This is a genomic window from Psittacicella hinzii (assembly GCF_003585935.1).
Classification (GTDB): Bacteria; Pseudomonadota; Gammaproteobacteria; order Enterobacterales; family Psittacicellaceae; genus Psittacicella; species Psittacicella hinzii.
Window position 1 is genome coordinate 1 of sequence record NZ_NRJG01000152.1, and the last position, 3,125, is coordinate 3,125.

3 protein-coding genes and 1 tRNA gene are annotated in these 3,125 nt (G+C 31.4%); all 4 read left to right on the plus strand.

The genetic code is table 11. The features are described 5' to 3' along the window. Nucleotides 1-599: 599 nt before the first annotated feature. The 4 genes from CKF58_RS07145 to CKF58_RS07160 all read left to right on the plus strand — a co-directional run bounded on the left by CKF58_RS07145 (nucleotide 600) and on the right by CKF58_RS07160 (nucleotide 2,372). A complete protein-coding gene (locus CKF58_RS07145; RefSeq protein WP_119532410.1) occupies nucleotides 600-1,115 on the plus strand; it encodes a hypothetical protein in 516 nt (171 codons plus the stop codon). 115 nt (nucleotides 1,116-1,230) lie between these two features. Then, on the plus strand, nucleotides 1,231-1,614 hold the full coding sequence (locus CKF58_RS07150; RefSeq protein ID WP_119532412.1) for a hypothetical protein: 384 nt from the start codon (nucleotides 1,231-1,233) through the stop codon (nucleotides 1,612-1,614). A 15-nt stretch (nucleotides 1,615-1,629) separates the two neighbouring features. After that, nucleotides 1,630-1,815 carry a hypothetical protein gene (locus tag CKF58_RS07155; protein WP_147397239.1) on the plus strand — a complete coding sequence of 62 codons (186 nt, stop codon included), beginning with the start codon at nucleotides 1,630-1,632 and terminating at the stop codon, nucleotides 1,813-1,815. Nucleotides 1,816-2,296: 481 nt separating this feature from the next. Beyond that, nucleotides 2,297-2,372 (plus strand) — tRNA-Ala (locus CKF58_RS07160). Nucleotides 2,373-3,125: the final 753 nt, after the last annotated feature.

The following is a 3,125-nucleotide window of genomic DNA, read 5'->3' on the forward strand; positions in this document are numbered from 1 at the left end:
GTTTTGCAGTGCTTCACTTAAGCTACGATTGTGATACAGCTCAGATGATTTTTAAAAATTTTATTGTACCGTTCTTTATTTTTAAAATTAATTTTTAGTTAATCCAGACCATATTAGCGTCTGGATTTTTGCGTTTTTGAGCGCAATAGTATACAGATTGTGTTAGAATTTAATTTTGCTTACTATGATCTTATGGTCTTTAGTTCAGTATAAATTAGAAATTTGTAGATGATTTGCGCGAAATATCAATACTAAAATTTAAGTTATGCTACTGTTGAAGTATATAACGTTGTCTTGTGCTTTTAGGCTAAAAATTTGCCTAGTAGGTAAAATTGCATAAGCTAAGTGATAGTTATGACATGTTTAGAGATTTAGATATAATTGAGGTAGATACTTATATTATGACCACTTAATTATTTTTTACATCTTATATAACTATGCACATTAAACTACTTAAGACCTTGATTAGCAGTAGCAATGCTATTTGCAGCAAACGGATTAAATCCATAGTTTTTCCAAAAGTATTAAACTTTTAAGTTTTATCTAAAGTATCTAAAGCACCTAAAATTAGTAAAGTAGGACTACATGTTACTGCTGCTTTGGGAGTTTTATCATTATTAGGTTGTGCACCTGAAACTAGTCATATTGTAGTTGGTGGACAAAAGATTTCAACTGTAGCAATTTTTCAAGGATCAGAGCAAGCTTTAAAACAAAACCAAGCTTATAATCAACATCGCTTAATTCCTACGATAGCTGGCGGTGATTTACCGATTAGTAATGACATGATTGTTATTAATAGTGAGATTGGATTTACTAATCAGAGTAAAGCTAATGCTATAAGCATTACGAAAAGTGAAACTTTAGCTGATGCTGATGACAATAATGAAAGTCTGTCCGCAGATTCTCACAGTAGCACTACTAATTCGCAAAGTACAAACTATGCTTACGGTAATTATGGCGTAAGTAATATTTTTGCGACAGGTAATGGTTACGCTGTAGTAGGAGATAGTAATAACTTTGCCGATAGTACAACTACAGACAACTCTGTAAGTGACTTAGCTAAAAATTTAGCTAAAGGGAAAGAAATTATTAGCCCTGCATTAAATGCCGAGTAAACAGATTTAGCATACTTAACTCCTGCTGAACGTCATGCCTATTTGCGTGTAGTTAATTTACAACAAACTCATTCTCAAGCCTTAGAAGTGTATAGTAGTACGTTAATGTCTTTATTTGCAGTGGTTACTTAATGCCCATGCCCAAAGAGAAGTAGTTTTACAACAGGTAGGGCGAGAATTAGCATTCTATACTTCACCAAGTTTTACCCAAGGTGTTTATAGAAATCAGCAAGCAAGTTTACTCTTTCAAGTAATACATACTTGTACGAATTTTAATAGTTTACCTTTACGTCCGAATGTAGATTACTCAACCTCATATACTTTTGAAAGGCACTTTTGTCAGCCATATGTTGATTTAAGTATTCTACTAAGAGGAAGAGAAACTAATGAGGGGGACGTTCAAGCATTAATCTTTCAAGGTGTAACCTATTGGGCAGAGTTCTTTCAAAGACAAGCCGAACTTGATAAAGATTCAAGTATGCAAAAATACGTACAGTAAGTGTTAATTCCTAGCGTGCGTTCAGTAAAAACTCAAGGACAGATTGTTGTTAGTGCTCCGATTACCGGTGATGGTACTATTAGTGCAACTACTAAATACTACAACTACGAATTAGTAGCAGATAAACAATTATCCTTAGAGACTAAACAAGTAATAGTGCAACACTTTCAAAAATACAACCTAACTATTAATTTTCAATAGTAAATAATTAAGGTTAGGTTGACTAGAACTTTTGAGTTACATACTCACTCAACTAATATCGTACAGTCGGCTCATTTGTTTTAATATGGTCTTAATACAAGAAAATATAAGACATGTAGGTTCAATGTTAGTGTAATCTATAAGCGTAATCTATAAGCGTAATCTATAAGCACAATCTTTTTTCAGACAGACCAATCAACCAAAATGATAACCGACAACTTTAATATATAATCCGAACAACTATATAGGTTGTGAGGAATTAAATAGTACTCTATAATAGTTTAACAGTATGTAATAGTAGATCTTTTTTTTTTTTAATACAACCAGTAGGTTACTTATAAAGAGAACTAAGTATTTATTGGTCTGTTTATAAAATTTATACTATATTAAATAGGTTAGAAATCTTGCGAAAATTTCGCTAGGCTCTTGCAAGAAAATAAAGAGTTTAGTAAAATATAGAAAGATAATTTTATATGGTGATGGGGATATAGCTCAGCTGGGAGAGCGCTTGCATGGCATGCAAGAGGCCGTCGGTTCGATCCCGATTATCTCCACCATTTTTTATTTAGATCCGCTTGCGGGTCTTAATTTTTATCTAAGTTTGAGTAATTATCAATAGAGCAATTATAAATATAGTAATTACTTCTATAGTAGCAGTGTTGTAGCAATAACTGTAGCATTAGCAGTAGTAAACGATACTTGTAGTTACTAATCCTAGTCTATAGTTAATAGTCAGGATTTTATTCTTACCAGTTTATTGGTGTTCGTTGTTTGGTCTTTTGGTTGTTTGTTGTTGATTATCTGGTTTATCTGATTTGTTCAGTTGTCTGATTGTCTGGTTTTAGGTTATGGCTGCCGGTTGCACTTATCAGTTGTAGTTGTGGTTGGGTTGTCTGAAAAACTGATTTAACTTATTTTTACAGATTTTAGATGGAAATGGATTAAATATTAGTTTTTACTGCTTGACTATTAAATAAAATTATGGCATAATATGCTTCGTTGTCATGAGTAGTGACAACAAAAATTAAACAATTTAAAAATTTATTAATTTTCTCTTGACTTATATTAAATTCAGATATATAATAGTCAGGTCAAAATTAAAAATAATTATAAAGATTATACAAAGCTAACTAGCATGTTAGTTATCTTCGCTATACTCTTTATGAGTAAGATCTTTAACAATTTAATAACAAGCTGAAAAAACGAGTTCGTTTTTTAGAATATCTAAAAAATCGAAAAGCAAGTAAAATTACTGAGATTCAAGTTATTTCATACTTATTAAGTCGAAATAAAAATACCTTGTTCTTATG